A 20,981-nucleotide genomic window follows, 5' to 3' on the forward strand; every position below is an offset into this window, starting at 1 on the left:
CTGTGTCCAAAACCTGAAACAGAACGTTCAAACAGTCTGATCAGTTTGAACGAAACGTTAAAGGGGCGCACCGGTTTGTCCGGGCTGGGACACTGTCAGGAAGCATCCTTCACCGGATAAGGGTGCACCTGTGGACCCTGACCCTGTGCAAGACCGAACTTTTGAAGCTTTCGTTCAAGGGTCGGACGGCTGATGCCCAGGATCTGACACGTGCGCCCCTTGTGGCCCTTCGTGACGGCCATGGCGCGGGCAATGAGCTGCCGCTCGGCCTCTTCCAGGGTGGGGATGAGGCTCGCGTCGTCCACGGCGGGGGCCGCGAACATGCCGCCCGCGGCGCCGGGGGCGCGGTGGGGGTCCAGGGGGCCTGACGGGTGGACTTCCAGGGCGGGCAGGTCGTCGCCCCGGAGCACGTCGCCAGGGGCGAGCACGACGGCGCGGGTGAGGACGTTCTCCAGCTCGCGCAGGTTGCCGCGCCAGGGCAGGCGCGTGAGGCGCTCCATCACCTCGTGGGGCACGCGGGTGACGCGCTTGTGCACCTTCTCGTTGATGCGCTCCAGCAGGTGCTTCACCAGCGGGGGGATGTCCTCGCGCCGCTCCCGCAGAGGCGGGATGACGAGGGTGATGACCTTGAGGCGCTGGTAGAGGTCCTCGCGGAAGCGGCCCTGGTCCACCTCGTCCGCCAGGTGGCGGTGGGTGGCGGCGATGACGCGGGCGCGCAGCTTCACGCGCTTGACGCCGCCCACGCGCTCGAACTCGCGCTCCTGGAGCACGCGCAGGAGCTTCGCCTGGAGCATCAGCGACATGTCGCCAATCTCATCCAGGAACACGGTGCCGTCCTCGGCCAGCTCGAACTTGCCGGGCTTGGCGCCCACGGCGCCGGTGAAGGCGCCCTTCTCGTGGCCGAACAGCTCGCTCTCCAGGAGCGTGTCCACGATGGCGGAGCAGTTGATGCCGATGAAGGGGCGGGGCTCGTCGTAGGAGTAGTTGTGGATGACGCGGGCGATGAGCTCCTTGCCCGTGCCGCTCTCGCCGTTGATGAGCACGGTCGCGGTGCTGCTCGCCACCTTGCCAATCTCCTTCACCAGCTGCTGCATGGAGGGGCTGGTGCCCACGATGTCGCCCAGGCGGACGACGGCGTTCTCGCGGTGGACCTCATCCGCGCGGCGCGACAGCTGGCGGTACTCCAGCGCGCGCTCCACGACGAGGTCCAGGGCGGCCGGGTCCGGGAAGGGCTTGTGGATGTAGTCGAACGCACCGGCCTTCATGGCCCGGATGGTCGTCTCCATGTCGTGGTAGGCGGTGACGAGGATGATGCGCGCGTCGCCGCACAGCTCCTTCATCTCCTCGATGATCTCCAGGCCCGTCCGGTCCGGGAGCATCATGTCCAGGATGACCACGCTGGGCATGTTCTCCTGGGCGGCCTTGAGGCCCGCGGCGGCGCTGGTGGCCGTCACGACCTGGTAGCGCGGCTGCCCGTCGTCCTGCTCGATCTCCTCGAAGTGCATCGTGAGGGTTTCGAGCAGCGATACGTCATCGTCGACGATGAGGAGGGTCTCCATGGGGTCCTCAGGCGGCGAACGTCAGCGTGAACACCATCCCTGGCTCCGCACTCCCCTGGGCCGCCACGTCGCCCCCACCCCCGTCATCACCCGCCGCAGGGCGGCCAGGGACAGCCCCGCGCCCCGCGCCAGCCGCGAGCCGAAGGGGTCGAACAGCGTGCCCCGCTCCTCCGGGGGCAGGGCCGCCGCTGGATCATCCAGGATGAGGCTGACGTGGCCCGGGTCGGGCTGGCGCAGCGTCACCTGGACGCGGCCCTCCTCGGGCAGGCCCATGGCCACGTTGAGCAGGACTTGAGCGAGCACGGGCCTCAACCGGTTGGGATCCACCCGCACGCGGGGCAGGTCCGCCTCTTCCTTCACCTCCACCTCGATGCGGCGCTCGGCCAACTCCGGGGCCACCATGGCGGTCGCCTCCTGGACGACCGAGCGCAGGGCGTGGGCGTCCAGGTTCGCGGCGCTCTCCCGGCCGTACTCGGAGAGCAGCCACAGCATGCGCTCCATGGTGCGGATTTCCCGGTTGGCGATGGTGAGCCGCCGCTTGTCCCGGTCCGACAGGCCGGTGTTCCGGGCCAGCGTCTGCACCGCCATCTTCACGGAGGAGAGCGGGTTGCGGATCTCATGGCTGAGCGACGAGGACAGCTTGGAGATCTGCACCGGCGGGGCGCCCTCCAGCACGGTGCCCAGGTCGAGCACCCCCGCGGCGGCCTCCTCGCCGTCCATGCCCAGCACCAGCCGCAGGTGGGACGCGGGCGGGTTGCCGGTGGGGCCGCCCGCGGAGACGGTGACGAACTCCACCGCGCGGCGGTCCTCCCTGGCGCGCGCGTCCAGTTCGCGGGCGCGCTCCTGGGACACGCCGAGCGCCGTGTGCAGGGACGTGCCCACGAGCGTCTTGGCGTCGCGGCGCAGCACCTGAGCGCAGTCCCCCTCGGCACGTGTGACCCGGAGGTGGGGGGACCAGGCGAGCTGCGCGGCTTGCAGGAGTTGGGCGTTCATTGGTGGACCTGAAACATACCGGGTAACGTCGAGTGCTGTCCCTATGACCCGCACCCCACGTCCTCCGAAGAACCTTGTGGCCGCCCTTCTGTTCCTGTCCGGGGCCACGGCACTCGTCTATGAGCTGGTCTGGTCCAAATACCTGGGGAACGTGCTGGGTAACAGCGGGCAGGCGCACGCCGTCGTGCTGGCCACGTTCATGGGGGGCCTGGCGCTGGGGGCGTTTGTCTTCGGGCGGACAGCGGACCGGGTGAAGAGCCCGCTGGCCCTCTACGGGGTGCTGGAGCTGGGCGTGGGCCTGTACGCGCTGGCGTTCCCCTACGTCCTGGGCGCGCTGGAGCACCTGTGGCTGGCCCTGGCGCCCCACGTGCCGGAGGGCCTGCGGGTGGCGCCGCGCCTGCTCGTGTCCTCGCTGTCGCTGGTGGTGCCCACGCTGCTGATGGGCGGCACGCTGCCGGCGCTGGTGCGCCACTTCGCGGCGAGCCTCGCGGGGGTGCGCCGGGAGCTGGCGCGGCTGTATGCCATCAACAGCCTGGGCGCGGCGGTGGGCGTGTACGTGGCGGGCACGCGGCTGGTGCCGCTGGTGGGCCTGTCCACGTCCGCTCAAATCGCCGCCGGGCTCAACGTGTTCCTCGCGCTGGCGGCGCTGGCCCTGGCCCGGGAGCACCCACCGGCGGTGGTGGTGGGGGCGGCCCCGGCCGCGGAGGACGTGGCCTATCCCCGGCGGGCGGTGCGGGCGGCGCTCATCGGCGTGATGCTGTCTGGCTTCACGTCCATGCTGTATCAGGTGACGTGGATCCGCCTGCTGGCCATCGTGCTGGGCGCGTCCACGTATGCCTTCACGCTCATCCTGACGGCGTTCATCCTGGGCATCGGCCTGGGCAGCTTCTGGCTGATGACGCGCAAGGAGGGCGGGGACTCGCTGAAGCTGTATGGCTGGACGCAGGTGGGGCTGGTGTTGAGCCTCTGCGTGGCGCTGCCCTGTACGTGCGGCTGCCGCACCTGTTCCGCTGGTCGGAGTGGATGCTCACGCGCGCGGTGGAGACGTGGCCCATCTTCCAGGGCATCACCTTCGCGTTCTGCTGCGTGGTGCTGCTGGTGCCCACGTTCATCATGGGCGCGGCGTTCCCTGCGGCGGCCCGCGTGGCCACGGCGAAGGTGTCCGAGGTGGGCCGCGAGCTGGGCGGCGTGTACCTGTGGAACACGGTGGGCACCATCTCCGGCTCCGTGCTGGGCGGGCTGGTGCTGATGCCCTTCTGGGGCATGCAGGGCAACTTCATCGCGGGGGCGGTGGCGAACCTCCTCGCCGCGGGGCTGGCGTTCCGCGCGCTGTCCGCGCCGAAGGAAGGGGAGGGCGCGCCCACGGTGCCCATGTGGCGGACGCTGGCGCCGGTGGGCGTGGCGGCGGTGCTGGTGGCGGTGGTGCTGGGCAGCATGCAGGGCTGGCCGCAGCGGCTGTCCAGCATCGCGGCGGTGCGCGCGTACCAGAAGCCGCCGGAGAGCTACGCGAAGCTGGTGGAGGACACGGAGCGGACCATCGTCCCGCGCTTCTACGCGGACGATACCTTCGCCACGGTGATGGTGGGGGACCTGGCGAGCGAGAACCTCCGCTTCATGAAGATCAACGGCAAGACGGACGCCACGAACGGAGGCGACATCGAGACGCAGGTGATGGCGGGCCACCTGGGCGTGCTGCTGCACCCGCGCGACCCGAAGAACGTGCTGGTCATCGGCTCCGGCGCGGCCATCACCACGGGCAGCGTGCTGGCGCATCCGGTGGAGCGCCTGGACATGGTCGAAATCTCGCCAGCCGTCATCGAGGCGGCGCGCCTGTTCAAGGCGGACAACCGCAACGCGGTGGATGATCCGCGCACGCACGTGCACATCGACGACGCGAAGACGTTCATGGCGCTGGCGCCCATCAAGTACGACCTCATCGTCAGCGTGCCGTCCAACCCCTGGGTGACGGGTGTGTCCGGCCTCTTCACGCGCGACTTCTTCCAGCTGGTGGACAAGCACCTGACGGACGACGGCGTGCTGGTGCAGTGGATCCACACCTACGAGAGCAACCGCGAGCTGGTGCGGCTGGTGATGCGCACGCTGCACGACACCTTCCCGCACGCCACGACGTGGCTGGGGCCGGAGGACCTGGTGATGGTGGCCAGCCGCAAGCCGCTGTCGTTCGACGAGGCGGCGGTGGCGGCGCGCATGGCCCGGCCGGACGTGAAGGCGGACCTGGCGCGGGTGGAGATCCACGACCTGTTCGGCCTCCTGTCCAAGCAGGTGCACACGGAGGCCGGCCAGAAGGACTTCGCGGGCGAGGGGCCCATCAACACGGACGACCACAACCTGCTGGAGTACGCCTCGCCGGTGGCCTTCTTCCTGGCGAACCTGGACGTGCGCGTGAAGGACGAGCGCCGGGCGCCGGACAGCGGGCCGGGGCTGCTGTTGCATCAGTACCTGCGGGAGCACCCGCCCACGGCCGAGCAGGTCGCGGGGCTGTACCGCAACGTGGAGCGCTACCACTCGGAGAAGGACCCGGTGGTCCGGGGCGTGGCGGCGCTGTGGCGGTCGCTGGCGCCGGAGGACCCCGCGTCGGCGCTGGCGCTGGGCCGCGCGGTGCTGGCGCAGGGGGACCTGACCCTGGCGGCGTCGCTGCTGGAGCCGGAGGTGGCCAGGGGAGGCCGTTCACCGGAGCTGGTGACGGAGTACCTCAAGCTGGTGACGGCCCGGACCTGGTCGGCGCGCACGGTGTGGACGCCCATGAACGCGGACGGGGCGCTGGCGGTGGGCCGGGAGGTGGCGGCGCGCCACCCCGAGGACAGGAAGCTGCAGAAGGCGTTCAAGGCCTACTGCGAGGCCCTGCCGCCGGCCTCCTGCGAGGGCACGGCCGGCATGCCCACGGCGGCGCCCGGTGGGCCCTGAAACAGGGGTGGATCAGGCCTTGAGAGGGTCCAGACCCGCGATATTCCTTGATCCGGCCCCCCATCCTCCCGATGACGGATGGAGGCGCTTGCCCGCCCGTTGTACTGTCTGTATCGACCCTGACTTCCCGCAGGGTGTGTCTCTCCACCGCTGCAACGACCCCCGGAGCTTCCCATGAACGCGATCGCGAAGGCCCCCAAGAAGCAGTTCCGCAAGAACCGTGGTCAGGGCATGACCGAGTACATCATCATCGTGGCCCTCATCGCGATCGCCGCCATCGGCGTCATCACGCTGTTCGGCGACAACATCCGCAAGCTGTTCGGCGCCTCCGCCGCGGCGCTGGCCGGTGAGGACAACGTGGCGAACGACGGCCAGACGGCGTCCGACGCGCTGAAGAAGAAGACGATGAAGAACTTCGGCCAGAACAACACCTACAACTGAGCCAGCTCGGTTGTGCGGAAATGGCAGGTCCCTCCACTTGGAAGGGCCTGCCATTTTTCTTTTGCGGGGCAGGAACTCCCGCGGCTCAGGGCGCCGGGCGGGGGGCGGAGGCGAAGCCCAGGCGGCGCAGCATCACCTGCCGGATGGAGGGGATGCGGAAGCGGAAGATGAAGGCGTCCGCGAAGTAGTGCGCGAGCACGCACGCGAAGCCCAGGCAGGTCAGCGCGCGGAGCAGGGGATGCGCCTGCGCGCCGCCGCCGATGCCCAGCGAGCCGCGCATGGGGCCATCCAGCAGGAAGCCGTGCACCACGCCCAGGGCGAACAGCGGAAGCATGGACGCGACCATGGCGGGCCAGATGAGCTTCTGGCTCAGGCGGGGGGCGTCACCTTCGCGCGGCTCCAGCATGCGGGCGCTGAGGACGTAGTACTCCAGGCCGTGCATGCCTGGGAGCATCACGTAGCCCCAGGACGGAGCCACGAGCGCCAGGCCGGTCGCGGTGGCCATGCCCAGGAGGTAGAGCACCTTGGGGCCGCTGGCTGCGCCGGAGCGGAGCACGGAGCGGAAGAGCAGGAGGAAGTAGCCCAGCCAGACGGCGATGAGCAGGGGCAGCGTCTGCCACGGCAGGACGGCGCCCTGGCCCACGTCGAGGTAGGCGGGGGCACCGGGCGCGGCGGACTCGGCGACGAAGAAGATGCGGATGAGCAGGACCGAGAGGAGCAGCGGGACGTAGAACTGCTGGAGCTTGCGCTCGAGCGCGGAGGGCGGCGCCAGGCCCTCCTGGCCGCCGCGCAGGCCATGAAGGGACCACAGGCCCCGGTGTTGCGACAGCGTGTGGTGCATGCCGAAGACGTTGAAGATGACGGCCACGGCGAAGGTGTGGATGGAGCGGTCGGCGTAGAAGGTGAAGAACAGCGCCGCGCCCACGGCAAGCATGGCCAGCGCACCTGCCAGGATGGTGCGCGGCTGCTTGGGGGCGGCGGTCAGCACGTCGCGGTGCACGCCGAAGAGCAGGAAGGTGAGGATGACGTGTGTGGCATTGCCCAGGAGGTTCTGGGCCGTCCACCCCAGGAGCCGGTGGGCGTTGTCCGCGGCGGCCGGGGCGAGGAACGTGCTGGCGAAGGCGGCCACCACGGTCAACGCCAGGGGGATGCCCAGGATGGCGAGGTCGGCCCGGGGAGAGAACAGCCACAGGCGGCGAAAGCGCAGGGTGCCGGGCTCGGCCGGCGTGTCCTCTTTCGTGGCGGTGGCGACTCCGGGGCTCAGCGGTGTCATGGGACTGGGAGTATACCGGGACCCCTGGCCTCAAGAACCCGAGCCACCCTGCCTGCCAGGCGGGGTGGGGCGCGCTCCTTGGGCGGTTCGTGCCGACGGAGGTTGAGCCGATGCCACGGAGACGACAGGTCGCTCATCTGCCCCGGTTCATTCACAGGCCCCGGCCTTCAACGATACCCACCGGTGGTGGTGGACATGCTTCCAGGTATTGGGCCGTGCAGCCTTTTCGAGGTTGTGTATCTGGAGGGCCGGTTGCTGAGCGCCGCAGCGTCGTGACCCCAGCCCCCTCCATGCCTGTTCTTGAAGTGCGGATGCGTGCCCGTTACCACGTCGTGGATACGGAGCCGGGAGCAGATTTCGTGCAACTGGTGGACCAGGCCACGAGCAGCGTCCTCGACAGCCAGTCGGGTGCGCGCCGGGGGCGTGTCACCACGTCCTGGGTGACTCCGTCCAACGGCAATCTGGCCGTGAGCTTTGCCTCGAACGCCAGTGGCTTGACCAGCTACCAGGGCGCAGTCGTCGAGGGGTACGAGTACCAGCGGTACCAGACGGGAGCCCAGGCGTTCTGGATTCCGCTTGGCTTCCCCGGGCAGTACTACGACGCGGAGACAGATCTCTTCGAGAACTGGAACCGGTACTACGAGTCTGGAGTAGGCAGGTGTCTGCAGCCAGAGCCGGTGGTTTCAGAGTGGCCTGTCAATCTTCCGAGCTACTCGTATGCGCTGGATAATCCGCTCATCTATCAGGATGAGACGGGATTCGGGTCGAGACGATTTCTTGCTCGAAGGATGCGTAAGGAAATTGTTAAAATATTTGAATTGGTTCCCAATGTGCGTCGAAAATTCCTTTGGCATGAAACCGTCGAAGAGGTTGAGGCATATTCTCGTGCCGTAGGGGATGTGCCAGACATGTTGACAGGTAACAACATGGCAAAGGCGCTAAGTAAGGACGTTGCAGAGTGTGGAGGTGGGGGTGTTGAGTTTCATAGGGACCCCCGGGGTAATCACTGTCATGCGAGGTCGAACAGGGGGCATGGGCACGTGTGGGTTGGGTGCGGTATTAAAATGTGGGTTCCGATCATTGTCCTTATGCCTTTTTCCGAGCGCGAATGGCGCGACTTCCTGGATCCTGCCGATTGGTTGCTTCCTGTCGGATTTGAGCCTGGTGAGGCGTATTGATTGCCTTGCTCGGCCTGACAATGTTGGGTTTTCGAGCGGAGTGAGCGTGGATGAGGGTGAAGGCCCTCCAGAGAGAGGGGGCGCGTGTGGATTGGGTTGCAGCTTCGAAAGAGATTGGTAGGCGGTTGGATGTGGTTGTGCTGAGGAGTAAGCCGCTGGGTGTTGCGTCCTCTGAGGAGATAAGGGAGCACTGGTGGCGGGCGTTTCTTCCTGGTTTTCATGCGAAAACCGATGTTTTTGAGGCTGTGTCGTCCTGGGTGAGTCGAGTTCAGATTCCAACGGGGCTGAAGGCGGAAACTTATTACTCAAGGCAGTCTGGAAAGGATTTCTTTTTTTTGGTGGACCCTCGGGTGCCGGTGTTCCGGTTGGAGGCTGATTCTCCTCCTGCGCTGTCTGGGCTTAATTCGTTAGTCTGGAATGCTGAGCGCATCCCTGGGCTTGGCTGGTTTGCTGTTTGCGATGAGTCGATGAATTGGAGTCTTGTTCAGGCTCGGCGTGGCCCTTATTTTTTAAGGCGCTTGGTGCCTAACATGGACACTGAACCGTAGGCTGCGACCGGAAATTGCTGGGCGAGCAAGTGATTCGATGCCCTTCATGAAGTCGCCTTTCGGGAACTCCAGGGAGGGGGACAGCGGCCATCCGCAATCCACCTCGTGCTAAAACGGGGATGTCCATGGAAGGCCGCCTGCTTTTGAAGAGCCACGCCGTATTCTGTGCGGACGGTCGCGTCCGCCATGCCAGGGCATGGCCATTGTCGTGGAAGATGTCGTCACCCGCTTTGCCGCCGGCCGTGGATGAACAGCGCTGCATCCGCAGCGAGAATGACCAGTGCACAGAAAGCTTGAACCGATGGACACGCCAGATGCACCCATCCTGTTTCACGCCTGCGGGAGGAGGCCTTTGCTGGTGCTGCTGATCCTCCTTTCTTCCTGTGCTGGTAGCCGTGGTTCCAAGATGGCCCCGGTTCATGTTCAAGAGGGAGGGGCCTGCAGGAGTAATGCCGACTGCGAGGAGGATCTGGATTGCATGTTCTGGCCGCTGACAACACCGGAGTCAGCAGGTACCTGTCAGCGGGCGTGCGAAGAGACTTCGGAATGCCCGAGCGGAGAGGTGTGCGGCGGGGGATTTTATACCGATGGGCCGGGATCTTTTTGCACCCCTCCAGGCGTCTCCTGATGGAGGTGCGTTCAGACATGCCCCTCTGGCACAACCTCCACCTTTCGCCCCACCCCCGTTCCCAGTGAGGGCTCAGGCCAGGGATCCGACCCCAGGGTTTTGCCACGGATGGTTCACACCGACGGAGGTGGGAAGGATGATCGGGAGACGGAGGATACAGATCGCAACGCTGACTCCTGGTTCATACAAGGAGTGGCTGCGCCTGACGGCGTTCTGCTTCACGATGGTCGCCATCAACGCCGTATTGGCCTGGGGACGAGCGCTCATGGGGGGACCCGTGTTCTGGGTTCTCTGGGCCGTATGGCTGGCCTGCACGGTGCTCTATCTGGGGCGGCGCGTCTGGCTGATTCGTGTCTTACGCGCTTCGACCTTCGACGACACCGACGAGCGGCTGTGGAGCTGTCTCCAGTTGCTGGGCCTGGCCACCTTCGCGGTGAGTTGGGTCAGCGGCGCCATCTACCACCGTTGATGCTCCATGACTGCATGTGTAGACACTGCCGGAGGTGTTGTTGACGACCGGTGGTAGGGGAGGTGGGCCATCAACAGGACCACGGTGTGGACTCTCACGGCAGGCTTGTCGATCCTCATGGCGATTCCTGTGCTTGCCGTCGCTGTGTCGGGAAGAACGCGAATCGTCCTCGTGAATGAAACCGGAAGGGAGCTACGTGTCTTGACTGCCCGGATTCCTGGTGAGGAGTGTGTCTTTGAGAAGGTTCCAGCTCATGGCCGTGTCGTCTGTCAGGGACGGGCGAACGCGGATGGGGACCTTTCCGTTGACCTCGAGTTCACGGATGGCAGCAAGGTCCAAATGGAAGCGGGCACGTACGTGAATCCGCTGCTCGGAGTACGAGGAGTCGCCACTGTGAACGCGGATGGTGGAATCCGCCTGCAGGAGGACTGATTGCCAAGCGCTATCGCCGCGCTCTGGGCGTGGAGGCGGCGCTTCGAGCGCCGAACTCAGGGATGAGCGTGTCTCCCCGCTGGCTCCCTCGGTTGGGAATCATTGGATTGGTGTGTGGCTTCGTGCCGTCGGTGGGCATCGCGGCCGTGCTGAATGTTCTGGGGATTTGCGAGATCCTGTGGGGGGATCCGCACCCCTTCCCTGGTGATCCACCTGTGGACCTGCTCACGGAGGTCGCGATCTGTGGATGGCTGGCCCTCCTTGTGGGCCATGGGTTCTTTTTCGTCGCTCGGAAGGAGTCTGATCAGATCGTCCGGTTCTGGCGATGGGTGACGCTTCCGTTGACCCTGTTGTCATTTCTCACGCTGTCGCCCGCTTTCACGCAGGTGGCTGGTAGACATTGGGGGGAATGGGGCCACCTCAAGGTCATGCTTCAGGACAATGAGGCCCGGGTCCGGGCATTCTCGAGCAGGGCGGATGGTGTCTTGTCGGAGGAGGAGTACGCGCGGGCGAAAGCGTGGTGGCTGCTGCAGCCCGCCACCTTCCGCTTCGAGACGGAGCCTGAGCCCGTGAGGATTCACTTGAGAAGGACCGCCCCTCCGTTCCTGGTGGTCGACTTCGGACAAGGACAGAATGCCGTTTTCGATCCGGTGACGATGCGCTGCATCTCCTCGGATTGAGGCTGGAACCCTGCATGGATCCGCCCCTCGGGGGCTCTCCGTAGGGGACGGGGTTCATCCTCCACCCACCCCGTGCTAAAACGGGAAGGTCCATGGAAGGCCGACTGCTTCTGAAGAACTGCGCCGTGTTCCGTGCGGACGGTCGCGTCCGCCACGGCATGGCTGTCGTCGTGGAAGAGGGCATGATCCGCCGCGTCGCCCCGGACGCCGAGGTGCCCGTGCTCCCGGGTGACTGGGAGGTCGCTTGTCGCGGCCGGCTCGTCGCTCCCGGCCTCGTGGACTGTCACTCGCACCTGGTCAACGGGCAGCTGCTGCCCCCCAATGGCGACTTCCTCCTGCGCCAGCCCCGCTCGCGCCTGGAGCGCATGCGCGGCGTGGCCAATCTCCTCACCGCCGAGGACGTGGAGATCCTCACCCGCTTCGCCGCTGCCCGCGCGCTGCTCGATGGCGTCTCCCTCGTCGTCGACCACCTGTCGTGCCCTACCGACGTCGCTGGCGGCCTGGAAGCCCAGGCCCGCGCCGCGGACACGCTTGGCATCCGCCTCGTCGCGTCCCACTCCACGCACAGCCTGGATGGCGCCTCCGTGGCCGACTCCCAGGCCGACGCCAACGCCGACTTCGTCCGCCGCTACCGCGAACACCCTCGCGTCCGTGGTGCCCTGGGCTTCCATGCGTCCTACACCTGCGAGGACTCCCTCCTGTCCCGCATCGCCGGACACCGCCAGGAGCTGAACGCCTCCGTCGTCTTCCACCTCGCGGAGAACGAGGACGACCTCTCCACCACCTACGCCACGCATGGCCGCCGCGTCGTGCCCCGCCTGGATGCGCTGGGCCTCCTAGGCCCCCACGCCATCGCCGGCTACCCCCGCGCCGTCGAGCGCTCCGAGGCCGAACGGCTGGCCGCCTCCGGCACCTTCATCGCCCTCACGCCTCGCGCCACCCGCTCCATGGACCGCGCGGCCGAGTCCGCCGACGGCGCGCTGTCCAGCCTCCACCTCGTGGGCCTGGGCACCGGCGGCCACGGCACCCTCCAGGAGGAGCTCGGCGGGGCGCTCGTCAGCATGCTGTCCCTGGCGCGCTCCGGGCGCATGCCGGACCTGGATGACTCGCTGGCGCACCTGTTCGTCAGCGGCCCCGCGGAGCTGTGCACCCGCCTGTACGGCAAGCCTTCGGGCGGGGTGGACGAGGGCAGCGTCGCGGACCTCGTCGTCTACGACGCCATCCCCGCCGCCGACCCGGAGACGGGCTACTCGCCGTTCCTCCTGGGCCAGCTCACCGCCGCCCGCGTGGCGTGGACCATCGTCGATGGCCGCGTCTGCGTCCGTGAGGGACAACTGCTCGGCAGTGACTACGTGGACCTGGCTCGCGACGCTGCCTCCGCGCTCGCCCGCGTCTGGTCCCGCGCACGGCTGGGTTCGTAGGGTAGAAGGGGCGCGTGAGTGCCCTGCCTCCCCGCCTCGTGGACCTGCTGCGCGCTTCCCGCGCACGCCGGGGTCCGCTGCTCGAAGACCCAGCCACCTCCGCCTTCCGCCTCCTGAACGGCGCGGCGGACGGCGTGCCCGAAGTGACGGCGGACGTCTTTGGCGACGTCGTCGTGGTCAGCCTCTACCGCGACCTGACCGACTCGGAAGAGGCCACGCTGCTCGATGCCACCGTCTCCGCGTGGACGCCCCGCAGCGTCTACCTGAAGCGCCGTCCCCGGGAGGCGCGCGTGCTCGCCAACGTGGCGAAGGACGCGCTGGCTCCGGAGTCCGCCGCTCGCGGTGAGCCCGTGGAGGACTTCGTCGCGAAGGAGAACGGCCTGTCCTTCCACATCCGCCCGGGACAGGGCCTCTCCGTGGGGCTCTACCTGGACATGCGCGACACGCGCGCGTGGCTCCAGGACCAGGCCTCCGGCCTCACCGTCCTCAACCTCTTCGCGTACACCTGCGCCTTCGGCGTCGCCGCGACCGCCGGGGGCGCGAAGCGCGTGCTCAACATGGACGCCAGCCGCCGCGTGCTCGAGTGGGGCGAGGAAAACGCGCGCCTCAACGGTCAATCCGTGGACCGCTACGACTACGTGGCTGGCGATGTCTTCGATTGGCTCGGGCGGCTGGCGAAGAAGGGGGAGTCCTTCGACGTCGTGGTCGCGGACCCCCCGTCGTTCTCCACCACGAAGACGACGCGCTTCTCCGCCGCTCGCGACTACGCCCGGCTGGCCGAGGCCGCCGCGAAGGTGGTGGCTCCCAGGGGCCGCCTGGTCGCCTGCTGCAACCTGGCGGGACTGCCTTCGCGCCGCTTCGAAACGATGGTGCTGGAGGGCGTGACGCGGGCTGCCAGGAGTGGGAAGACAGCGGGGTCGCTCGGTCCCTCGGGGCTCGACTTTCCAACACCTCCGGGGGAGGAACCGGCACTCAAGGTGCACGTCGTCCAACTTCGTTAGCGCCTCCGGGCGGGGCGCGGCTACATTGCTCCCATGGCTCCCGCCGCCTCCTCGCCCCCGCGCGACGCGTTCCGCTTCGGCAACTACCGGCTCATCGACCGGATCGCCGTGGGGGGCATGGCGGAGATCTTCCTCGCGCACCAGATGGATGCCAGCGGTGACGAGACGCCCATCGTCATCAAGCGCATCCGTCCGCACCTGTCCAAGCACGCGGCCTTCGTGAAGATGTTCCTCAACGAGGCGCGGCTGGCCGCCCAGCTCAACCACCCCAACATCGTGCAGATCCACGACCTGGGGAAGATCGTCGACAGCTACTTCATCGCCATGGAGTACGTGTCCGGCCGCGACATGCGCCGCGTCGTGCCCAAGGCCGAGTCCCTGGGGATTCCCTTCCCCATGGTGTACGCGCTGAAGATTGCCTCCTGCGTCTGCGCGGGCCTGCACTACGCGCACACGAAGAAGGACCGCTACGGCAACCCGCTCAACATCGTCCACCGCGACGTGACGCCGGAGAACATCATCGTCGCGTTCGACGGCTCGGTGAAGGTGCTCGACTTCGGCATCGCCAAGGCCGCCAACCAGGTGGAGGAGACGCGCTCGGGGGAGATCAAGGGCAAGCTCAGCTACCTCTCCCCGGAGCAGTGCCTGGGCCGGCCGCTGGACTGCCGCAGCGACATCTTCTCACTGGGCACCGTCCTCTACGAGTGGCTCACCGGCTTCAAGCTCTTCACCGGCGACTCCGACGTCGCCGTCATGCGCAGCATCACCGAGGCGAAAATCTACGCGCCGTCGTACTTCCGCGAAGACTTGCCGGAGCGCGTGGAGGCCATCCTGATGCGCGCGCTCGCCCGCGACCGCGAGCGCCGCTACCAGACGGCGCTGGACATGCAGCGCGACCTGGACGCCTTCCTGGACGCGTATGACTTCACGCCCACGCCGCTGCACCTGGCCAACTTCGTCAAGCAGCTCTTCGAGGACGAGCGTCCGCAGGAGCTGAAGCGGCTGTCCACGCGCCAGTCCTCCGCGCCCACGTCGGAGGTGGCGCTGGAGCTGGCGGAGGTGGTGGCGTCGGTGGAGGGCCCGCCCACGGAGGCCATGCGCCTGGACGAGGGCACCGCCACCGAGCCTCGCCTGCTCGCGCTGCCGTTGGACCCCGCGCTGTACGAGAAGCTGGAGGCCCAGGCCCGGAAGGCGAACGTGTCCCTGGCGAAGCTCGCGGCGGATGTGCTGGAGGGATGGCTGAAGACGCGCTGACCCGCGTGTCCTTGGTTGCCGCACCCATGCCCCGGCTGAAGCTGACGCTCGAATACGAAGGCACCCGGTACGTGGGCTGGCAGGTGCAGCCCAATGGCCCGTCCATCCAGTCCACGCTTCAGGACGCGCTCCAGAAGCTCCTGGGGGAACGCGTGTTCGTGGCCTCCGCGGGCCGCACCGACGCGGGCGTGCACGCGACGGGGCAGGTGGCCTGCTTCGACTCGCCGCGCGTGCTGCCGATGAAGGCCTACACGATGGGGCTCAATGGCATCCTTCCTCCGGACATCGCGGTGGTGTCCGCGGAGGAGGTGGCGGCGGAGTTCGACCCGCGCCGCTGGTCGCGCGGCAAGCGCTACCGCTACCGGCTGAGCAACCGGCGCACGCGGTCGCCGCTCTTGCGCGCGACGCACTGGGAGCTGTTCGCCCCGCTGGACGTGGAGGCCATGCGCCGCGCGTCGCAGGCGCTGCTGGGCCGGCACGACTTCTCCGCGTTCCGCGCCGCCGACTGCCAGGCGAAGCACGCGGTGCGCGAAATCCGGCAGGTGCGCGTGGAGGGCACGTCCGGCGACACCGTGGCCGTCGTGGTGGAGGGCACCGCGTTCCTCAAGCACATGGTGCGCAACCTGGTGGGCACGCTGGTGGAGGTGGGCAAGGGCCGCCGCCCCGAGGCCTGGGTGGCGGAAGTCCTGGCCTCGCGCGAGCGCAAGCGGGCCGGGGCCACCGCGCCGCCGCAGGGGCTGGTGCTGGAGGAGGTCTTCTACGGCGACGGCCCGCCTCCTCGCTCGTTGGGGGACGCGGCTGTCGGGGAAGAGGACGAAGGGTGAGAGTGCGCTAGGCTTTGGGCCGTGAGCTCCAAACCCGGTGTCCTCGAGCCCCTGCGCGTCCGCGTCCGCCGCTTCCAGTTCATCGTCGGACTGGGCTTCCTGTCGCTGGTGCTGGGGGCCATGCTCAGCGTGTCGCTGGTGCTGCGCCTGCACTCGCGGGTGAACGCGCTGCCCTCCGACTTCCTGCGCATCCCGGTGGCGGTGGTGCTGGAGGACCTGTGGGTGCTCGCGGTGCTGCCGGCGCTCTGCTACGGCGCGGCCCGCATCGTCGCGCTGCGCACGTGGAGCACGGCCGTGGGGGCCGCGGTCTCGGGGGGCGTGTTCGTGGTCGCGCTCAACTTCGTGCGCGACGGCCTCGAGGGCCTCACCACGGGGTGGAGCTTCGCGTCGGGGCTGCGGATTGTCGCCTTCGTGGGCGGCACCCTGCTGAGCGCCCGGGCCATCCGCGCGGGCCGTGCGGCCGCGGAGAAGGGCTCCGCCGCCGCCCAGGAGAAGGCCACGGCGCGCAAGTCGGAGTACGACGAGTTCCTCAAGGCCGCTGAGGCCGGGGGCGCGCGACTGGAGCAGCGCGAGGGTGGCGCCGCCGCCGAAGCTCCGGCTCCGTCCGGGGGGGATTCCGCCGCGACGCCCGTGCCTTCGAGTGAAGCGCGCGGCGCGGAGGAGGGCACCGCGCCCTCGGGCGACGTGCCGAAGACGCCCGCGGCTTGAGCGCGTGGGAGAGGCGGGGGGACGCCCGGGGCTCGACGTGAGCCGCCCGGACGACCCAGGCGGCTCCGGCTCAATGCCGAAGCCGCCTTGCGTTCAACGTCCTACGGGTAGCAGGCCGCCTGGCGCAGGCCGGTGTCCTCGGGGAAGCCGAGGGCCACGTTGAAGTTCTGCACCGCCTGCCCGGCCATGCCCTTCACCAGGTTGTCCAGCGCCGCCATCACCGCCACGGAGCGGCCCTTCGTCGCCACGGAGATGTCGCAGAAGTTGCTGCCCGTGACGGCCGCCACGCGCGGCGTGCCCTCCACGATGCGCACGAACTTCGAGCCCTCGTAGTAGCGGCGGTACTTCTCCGTCAGCGACTGCGTCACCACCGCGCCGCCGTGCTCCGGCCACTCGAACTGCACCGTGGCGAAGATGCCGCGCACCATGGGCGCCGAGTGCGGCACGAAGGCCAGCCGGTGCCGCTGCGCCCCGTGCGCCACCAGCATCACCTCCACCTCCGCCTCGTGCTGGTGCTCCAGCGGCTTGTACGCGCGGAAGTCGTGCGCGCGCGTCGGGTGGTGCGTGCCCTCGCCCGGCAGCGAACCGGAGCCGGACGAGCCCGTGACGCCCGACACCGCCAGCAGCCCCAGCCCCGGCGTGGCCGCGATGGGCAGGAGCGCCAGCTGCACCGCCGTCGCGAAGCAGCCCGGGTTGGCGATGCGCTTCGCGGTCTTCACCTGCTCACGCTTCCACTCCGTGAGGCCGTAGGTGAACGTGCCCAGCAGGTCCGGGGACGGGTGCGGCCGGCCGTAGGCGCCCGCGTACCGGCCCGGGTGGTCCAGGCGGAAGTCGGACGACAGGTCCACCAGCAGCATCCGGTCCGCGATCCCCGCGTCCGCCCACTGCTTCTCCAGCCCGGCGAACTGCGACGCCAGGTCCCCGTGCCCCAGCGCGCTGAACACCACCGGGCGCGGCGAGTCCGCGAGCCAGCGCCAGTCCGGCTCCGGCTCGAAGCGGCCGTCCACCAGCCCGCGCAGGTGCGGGTGCACCTTGTGGATGGGCGAGCCCGCGTGGTGCCGCGACACCACGCGGATGCCGGCGTTGCCGGGGTGGCCCGCGAGCAGCCGCAGCAGCTCGCCTCCGCCGAAACCGGAGGCCCCCAGGATGTAGATGTGCGCAGGCGACGTCATGACTTCCTCCCCGCCCCCAGCTTGGGCGCGAGCTTCTCCACGATGAGATTCCCCAGGGCGTTCGGATCCGCGCGCGCGTTGCGAGCGGGCAGCCCCACCACCTGCTCCACGAAGCGCACTCCCACCGCGTTGTCCGTGGCGGGCCCGGCCACCATGTCCATCTCGATGCCGTACACCTCGCGCAGGTGCCGCACGCCGCCGGCCGCGCCCACCGGGTCGTTCGCGCACAGGATGAACGCGCCGCCCAGCGCCTTGAGCTCCGGGTCCGCCAGGATGGCCTGCACGCCGTACTCGCCCATGATGCCGTCGCCCGTCTCCGCGACGATGACGTCCACCTCCTGGGCCGCCATCTCCGAGAAGACGATGCGCGCCACCTTGGACGCCGTGCGCGCCCCGGTGCACACGACGCCCGCGTCGGTGAAGTCCATCACCACGTCCGCGCCGCTGTCCTGCATGGACAGCGTGTCGCGCATCAGCGACACGCCGGTGAGCTTCGCGCCGCCCACGCGGTAGCCCGCCTGGGAGAGCTTGCGCACCACGACGCTGGCCGCGTACGTCTTGCCCGCGTTCATGCAGGTGCCCACCACGTACACCACCGGGCACGTCACCGCCCTCGCCGTGCCCTTGAGCGCGCCGGTGGAGATGTGCGCGTGCTGGCCCGCGCGCGACTGGAACTCCGGGAAGGTGAGGACCTGGCCCAGCACCTCCGCCTCGAACGGCGGCCCCACGCCCGGGTTGTGCGACGTGCACTTCCCGATGACGCCGCCCATGTTGAGGATGTGGAGCCTGTCGCCCACCGTGACGGACGCGGGCACCACGCCCTCGTAGCCGTGCAGGGCGTTGCGGTGGCCCAGCGCGCCCACGACGATGTCGCCCGCGTGGAGCGTGACGAGCCGGCCGTTCACGTCCTCCAGTTGGTTGTAGACGCTCTTCTCCCCGTGGATGCGCACCGCGATGACGGCGCCTTCCTCGCACCGCACTTCATCCGTGAGGTGCACCGTGCGCCCCACCTGGAGGTTGCGCGTGACACTGCCCACCTTGTCGACGTGGATCTTCATGTCGTCACTTCGCTTTCTGCGAGAGCATCTGCGCGACGCCGTAGAGCTTGGCGAACCCCGCCGCTTCCGTCCCCGTCCACAACACGTTGGCCTCTCCGTACGTCGCCACCTTCGCGTCCATCAGCGAGTGCGGCGAACGCACGCCTTCCACGACGTGGGCGCGCGGGGTGAGCACCAGCTTCACCTCGCCCGTCACGCGGTCCTGCGAGGAGGCGAGGAACGCCTCCAGGTCCTTCACCAGCGGGTCGAAGAAGTGACCCTCGTGCAACAGCGACCCGTACAGGTTGCCCACCGTCTCCTTCCAGAAGAGCTGCTTGCCCGACAGCACCAGCTTCTCCAGCTCGCGGTGCGACGCGATGAGCAGGTGCGCCGCGGGCGCCTCGAAGCCCACGCGGCCCTTGATGCCCAGGATGGTGTCGCCCAGGTGCACGCCCCGGCCAATGCCGTACGGCCGGCCCATCGCGTTGAGCTTCTCCACCACGTCCACCGCCGACAGCGCCCTGCCGTCGAGCGCCACCGGCACGCCCTTGTCGAAGGAGATGACGAGCGGCAGCGGCTTCAGGTCGGCCGGAATCTCGCCGCCGGGGAAGGCCGCCTCCGGCAGGGTGCTCCACGAGTCCAGCGTCTCGCGGCCGCCCACGGACGTGCCCCACATGCCCTCGTTGACGGAGTACGTGCCCGTCTTCGCCGGCAGGTGGAAGCCGCGCTCCGCGAGGAAGGAGATCTCCTGCTGGCGGGAGAGCGCCAGGTCGCGGATGGGGGTGATGAGCTGCAGCTGCGGCGCGAGCGTGCGGAAGGCCACGTCGAAGCGGATCTGATCATTCCCCGCGCCGGTGCTGCCGTGGGCCACGGCCTGCACGCCCAGCTTCTCCGCCATGCGCACCGCTTCCACGGCCTGGCAGGCGCGCTCGGCGGAGACGCTCAGCGGGTAGAGCTGGCCGCGCAGCACGTTGCCGGCGATGAGGAAGCGCAGGTAGCCCTGGAAGAGGGTGTCGCGCGCGTCCACCGTGTGGTGCGCCACCGCGCCCAGCTTCTGGGACAGGGCCTGGATGCGCTCCAGCTGCTCGGGCGGGAAGCCGCCCGTGTCCACGGTGACGGTGGTGACGTCCCAGCCCTGCTCGCGCAGGTACACCGTGCAGAAGGCGGTATCGAGGCCGCCTGAGAACGCCAGCACCACGGACTTCTTGCTCATCTTCGGACTCCTGTTGCTGCGAAAGGGGGTGAGGAAGCTTTCAGGGGGCCCAGACGCGGGAGGCGGCCTCGGCCTGCTGTGCATGGGTGCGCGTGAGCCAGTCGCGCGCGTCGGTCAGCTCCTCGCGCGCGGTGGCGAGGCCCAGGTTGCCGGCGCCCCCCAGGTGGGTGGCCGTCAGCGCGCCGCGGTCCGGCTGGAAGCTGCCGTCGTTCAACTGACGGCCCACCTCCCGGTACGCGTCGCGGAAGGGCTGGCCCTTGGCCACGAGCGCGTAGGCGTGGTGCGCGGCGTAGAGCGTGTCGTCGCACGCCGCGCGGGCCTTCTCCGCGTTCACCTTCAGCGCGGGCACCAGCCGCGACAGCACCTCCAGCAGCGCCTTCGCGCTGGTGAGGGCCTGGAGGGTGGGGCGCTTCAGCAGCTGGAAGTCACGGTGGTAGCTGGAGGGAAGCCCACCGGCCACCGCTTCCACCTGATGCGCCAGGCCGCGCAGCTCGCGGCAGCGGCCCCGGGCCAGCTCCACCACGTCCGGGTTCTTCTTCTGCGGCATGATGGACGAGCCGGTCGTGAAGGCATCCGGCAGGGCCAGGAAGCCGAACTCGTCCATGCTGTAGAGCTGCACGTCCCAAAGCCACTTCTCCAGAGTGCCCGCCACCGAGCACGCCCAGGTGAGCAGCGCCGCTTCATGCCGCCCCCGACTGTCCTGCGCGTCGATGGGGCTGCGTTGAACTCGACTGAAACCGAGGAGCCGCGCGACATATTCACGGTCGATGGGCAGCGGCACGCCGAAGCCCGCGGCGGCGCCCAGCGGGCAGCGGTCGAGCCGCCCCCACACGCCCTTCAGCGCCTCCAGCTCCTCCAGCATCCCTTCGGCGAACGCCATGCCCCACAGGCCGAAGGTGGACGGCATCGCGCGGCGCAGGTGCGTGTAGCCGGGCAGGGGCAGGTCCGCGTGCGCTTGCGCGAAGTCGAGGAACGTCCCCGCCAGCTCCGCCGTGCGCGCGCCCAGCGCGAGCAGCTCCTCGCGCATGAAGAGGCGCAGGGCCAGCAGCACCTGGTCGTTGCGCGAGCGCGCCAGGTGGATGCGCTTGCCCGCCTCGCCGGTGCGCTCCACGAGCGCGGCCTCCAGCGCGGTGTGGCCGTCCTCCTGCTCCGGGCGGATGGTGAAGCGGCCCGCGCGCGCCTCGTCGTGCAGCGCGTGCAGCGCGGCCACGAGCGAACTCGCGGC

General features: G+C 68.7%; 18 protein-coding genes. 11 read left to right on the forward strand and 7 right to left on the reverse strand.

Annotated elements, in window-relative coordinates; genetic code table 11:
- Positions 1-95 precede the first annotated feature (95 nt).
- Together ACLEQD_RS05060 and ACLEQD_RS05065 are read right to left on the reverse strand one after the other, a co-directional pair.
- Positions 96-1,559: a sigma-54-dependent transcriptional regulator gene (locus ACLEQD_RS05060; RefSeq protein ID WP_410382140.1), complete on the reverse strand. Its 1,464-nt coding sequence runs from the start codon at positions 1,557-1,559 to the stop codon at positions 96-98.
- A gap of 21 nt (positions 1,560-1,580) precedes the next feature.
- Positions 1,581-2,468 (reverse strand): sensor histidine kinase, encoded by an 888-nt coding sequence (locus ACLEQD_RS05065; RefSeq protein WP_410382141.1) that lies wholly within the window; start codon positions 2,466-2,468, stop codon positions 1,581-1,583.
- A gap of 160 nt (positions 2,469-2,628) precedes the next feature.
- Here ACLEQD_RS05065 and ACLEQD_RS05070 point away from each other — a divergent pair, with 160 nt between their 5' ends.
- The 3 genes from ACLEQD_RS05070 (at position 2,629) to ACLEQD_RS05080 (ending at position 5,918) form a co-directional block, all read left to right on the forward strand.
- Positions 2,629-3,801, forward strand: a complete 1,173-nt coding sequence (locus ACLEQD_RS05070; protein WP_410382142.1) for a hypothetical protein — start codon at positions 2,629-2,631, stop codon at positions 3,799-3,801.
- A gap of 422 nt (positions 3,802-4,223) precedes the next feature.
- Positions 4,224-5,477 carry a spermidine synthase gene (locus ACLEQD_RS05075; RefSeq protein ID WP_410382157.1) on the forward strand — a complete coding sequence of 418 codons (1,254 nt, stop codon included), beginning with the start codon at positions 4,224-4,226 and terminating at the stop codon, positions 5,475-5,477.
- A 174-nt stretch (positions 5,478-5,651) separates the two neighbouring features.
- Positions 5,652-5,918, forward strand: a complete 267-nt coding sequence (locus ACLEQD_RS05080; protein WP_120530620.1) for a hypothetical protein — start codon at positions 5,652-5,654, stop codon at positions 5,916-5,918.
- Positions 5,919-6,003: 85 nt separating this feature from the next.
- On the opposite strand, the gene ACLEQD_RS05085 is transcribed toward ACLEQD_RS05080, so the two are convergent.
- Complete coding sequence (locus ACLEQD_RS05085; protein ID WP_410382143.1) at positions 6,004-7,191, reverse strand: hypothetical protein; 1,188 nt, start codon at positions 7,189-7,191, stop codon at positions 6,004-6,006.
- A gap of 359 nt (positions 7,192-7,550) precedes the next feature.
- Between ACLEQD_RS05085 and ACLEQD_RS05090 the strand changes: the two genes are divergently transcribed.
- The 8 genes from ACLEQD_RS05090 to ACLEQD_RS05125 all read left to right on the forward strand — a co-directional run bounded on the left by ACLEQD_RS05090 (position 7,551) and on the right by ACLEQD_RS05125 (position 16,334).
- A complete protein-coding gene (locus ACLEQD_RS05090) occupies positions 7,551-8,369 on the forward strand; it encodes an RHS repeat domain-containing protein (protein WP_410382144.1) in 819 nt (272 codons plus the stop codon).
- Between the two features lie 1,453 nt (positions 8,370-9,822).
- Positions 9,823-10,014, forward strand: a complete 192-nt coding sequence (locus ACLEQD_RS05095) for a hypothetical protein (protein WP_410382145.1) — start codon at positions 9,823-9,825, stop codon at positions 10,012-10,014.
- An 892-nt stretch (positions 10,015-10,906) separates the two neighbouring features.
- On the forward strand, positions 10,907-11,011 hold the full coding sequence (locus tag ACLEQD_RS05100; RefSeq protein WP_410382159.1) for an NUDIX domain-containing protein: 105 nt from the start codon (positions 10,907-10,909) through the stop codon (positions 11,009-11,011).
- A 207-nt stretch (positions 11,012-11,218) separates the two neighbouring features.
- A complete protein-coding gene (locus tag ACLEQD_RS05105; protein WP_410382146.1) occupies positions 11,219-12,547 on the forward strand; it encodes an amidohydrolase family protein in 1,329 nt (442 codons plus the stop codon).
- A gap of 14 nt (positions 12,548-12,561) precedes the next feature.
- Complete coding sequence (locus tag ACLEQD_RS05110) at positions 12,562-13,548, forward strand: class I SAM-dependent rRNA methyltransferase (protein ID WP_410382147.1); 987 nt, start codon at positions 12,562-12,564, stop codon at positions 13,546-13,548.
- 33 nt (positions 13,549-13,581) lie between these two features.
- The gene (locus ACLEQD_RS05115; protein ID WP_410382148.1) at positions 13,582-14,802 is read left to right on the forward strand and encodes a serine/threonine protein kinase; all 1,221 of its coding nucleotides are present in this window, start codon (positions 13,582-13,584) and stop codon (positions 14,800-14,802) included.
- Positions 14,803-14,828: 26 nt separating this feature from the next.
- Positions 14,829-15,626: a tRNA pseudouridine(38-40) synthase TruA gene (gene truA / locus ACLEQD_RS05120; protein ID WP_410382149.1), complete on the forward strand. Its 798-nt coding sequence runs from the start codon at positions 14,829-14,831 to the stop codon at positions 15,624-15,626.
- 21 nt (positions 15,627-15,647) lie between these two features.
- Entirely contained in the window at positions 15,648-16,334 is a 687-nt protein-coding gene (locus tag ACLEQD_RS05125) for a hypothetical protein (protein ID WP_410382150.1), read from the forward strand.
- Between the two features lie 101 nt (positions 16,335-16,435).
- Here the strand turns inward: ACLEQD_RS05125 and argC are convergent, their stop codons facing one another.
- The 4 genes from argC to ACLEQD_RS05145 form a co-directional block, all read right to left on the reverse strand.
- Entirely contained in the window at positions 16,436-17,506 is a 1,071-nt protein-coding gene (gene argC, locus ACLEQD_RS05130) for an N-acetyl-gamma-glutamyl-phosphate reductase (protein ID WP_410382151.1), read from the reverse strand.
- On the reverse strand, positions 17,503-18,564 hold the full coding sequence (locus tag ACLEQD_RS05135) for a hypothetical protein (RefSeq protein WP_410382152.1): 1,062 nt from the start codon (positions 18,562-18,564) through the stop codon (positions 17,503-17,505). Before ACLEQD_RS05135 ends, argC begins: the two co-directional genes overlap by 4 nt.
- Positions 18,565-18,568: 4 nt before the next feature.
- Positions 18,569-19,756 (reverse strand): argininosuccinate synthase, encoded by a 1,188-nt coding sequence (gene argG / locus ACLEQD_RS05140; protein ID WP_410382154.1) that lies wholly within the window; start codon positions 19,754-19,756, stop codon positions 18,569-18,571.
- A gap of 40 nt (positions 19,757-19,796) precedes the next feature.
- Positions 19,797-20,981, reverse strand: a 1,185-nt coding sequence (locus ACLEQD_RS05145; RefSeq protein ID WP_410382156.1) for an argininosuccinate lyase, incomplete at its 5' end; no start/stop codon positions are given.

The sequence above is a fragment of the Corallococcus sp. 4LFB genome, assembly GCF_046520365.1.
GTDB classification, from domain to species: domain Bacteria; phylum Myxococcota; class Myxococcia; order Myxococcales; family Myxococcaceae; genus Corallococcus; species Corallococcus caeni.